Here is a 1,595-nt window from a genome sequence, read left to right as displayed (position 1 = left end):
CACGCTGAAAATGCCGGCCTTTGAATGGGTTCATGTGCAGCTCCATCAGCAAAAGGGGATGATAAGTTTATCACCACCGACTATTTGCAACAGTGCCCTGTTTAGAGTACTATATGCGCCTGCAACAGTGGGCCACCGAAAATATTAAAAAACTGCTTTATCTCGCGGGGGATGACGCGGTGATTAATTACGGGAAAATGCGGCTGGAATTTTTGCAGAAAGCACTGGCGCAGGATACCTCCGGTGACTTCTGCTTTCGTGTGCTGCATCCGGAAGTGTCTGGCCCGCCGGATATGAAAAAGGCTTCCGCCGGGTACCGTGACTTTATTATCGGTAACAGAGCGTTGCTGGATCTGGTGAATTCAGCCGGTGAAGGGGCTCCGGTTGCGCATTATTCCGCTGATGAAATTCAGTCATTATTTTCGGCACAAATACAGGGGTCGGTGGATAAATACGGCGATAGTTTCCTGACGGATGATCCGTATGTGCTGGCGGAAGACAAGCTGCAAACCTGTCAGATGGAAATTGATTTAATGGCGGATGTGCTGAGAGCACCGCCCCGTGAATCCGCAGAACTGATCCGCTATGTATTTGCGGATGAGTGGCCGGAATAAATAAAACCGGGCTTAATACAGATTAAGCCCGTATCGGGTATTATTACTGAATACCAGACAGCTTACGGAGGACGGAATGTTACCCATTGAGACAACCAGACTGCCTTCTGATTATTAATATTTTTCACTATTAATCAGAAGGAATAACCATGAATTTTACCCGGATTGACCTGAATACCTGGAATCGCAGGGAACATTTTGCCCTTTATCGTCAGCAGATTAAATGCGGATTCAGCCTGACCACCAAACTCGATATTACCGCTTTGCGTACTGCACTGGCGAAAACCGGTTATAAGTTTTATCCGCTGATGATTTACCTGATCTCCCGGGCTGTTAATCAGTTTCCGGAGTTCCGGATGGCAATGAAAGATAATGAACTGATTTACTGGGAACAGTCAGACCCGGTCTTTACTGTCTTTCATAAAGAAACCGAAACATTCTCCGCACTGTCCTGCCGTTATTTTCCGGATCTCAGTGAGTTTATGGCGGGTTATAACGCGGTAACAGCAGAATATCAGCATGATACCAGGTTGTTTCCGCAGGGAAATTTACCGGAGAATCACCTGAATATATCATCGTTACCCTGGGTGAGTTTTGACGGATTTAATCTGAATATCACCGGAAATGATGATTATTTTTCCCCGGTTTTTACAATGGCAAAGTTTCAGCAGGAAGGTGACCGCGTACTATTACCTGTTTCTGTACAGGTTCATCATGCAGTCTGTGATGGTTTTCATGCAGCAAGGTTTATCAATACACTTCAGCTGATGTGTGATAACATACTGAAATAAATTAATTAATTCTGTATTTAAGCCACCGTATCCGGCAGGATTGGTGGCTTTTTTTTATATTTTAACCGTAATCTGTAATTTCGTTTCAGAAGGCACTGTTGCAAAGTTAGCGATGAGGCAGCCTTTTGTCTTATTCAAAGGCCTTACATTTCAAAAACTCTGCTTACCAGGCGCATTTCGCCCAGGGGAT

General features: G+C 44.9%; 2 protein-coding genes. Both read left to right on the top strand.

Features of this window, described 5'->3' with window-relative positions:
• Positions 1 to 113 precede the first annotated feature (113 nt).
• Positions 114 to 614 carry a hypothetical protein gene (locus ACNQ0W_RS25055; protein WP_001239317.1) on the top strand — a complete coding sequence of 167 codons (501 nt, stop codon included), beginning with the start codon at positions 114 to 116 and terminating at the stop codon, positions 612 to 614.
• Positions 615 to 763: 149 nt separating this feature from the next.
• A complete protein-coding gene (locus ACNQ0W_RS25050) occupies positions 764 to 1,405 on the top strand; it encodes a type A-2 chloramphenicol O-acetyltransferase CatII (RefSeq protein WP_001011939.1) in 642 nt (213 codons plus the stop codon).
• The last annotated feature ends 190 nt before the right edge of the window (positions 1,406 to 1,595 follow it).

The sequence above is a fragment of the Enterobacter cloacae complex sp. 6730903 genome (assembly GCF_048283985.1).
Taxonomy (GTDB): domain Bacteria; phylum Pseudomonadota; class Gammaproteobacteria; order Enterobacterales; family Enterobacteriaceae; genus Enterobacter; species Enterobacter hormaechei_C.
This window is presented reverse-complemented; position numbering and strand designations above follow the sequence as displayed.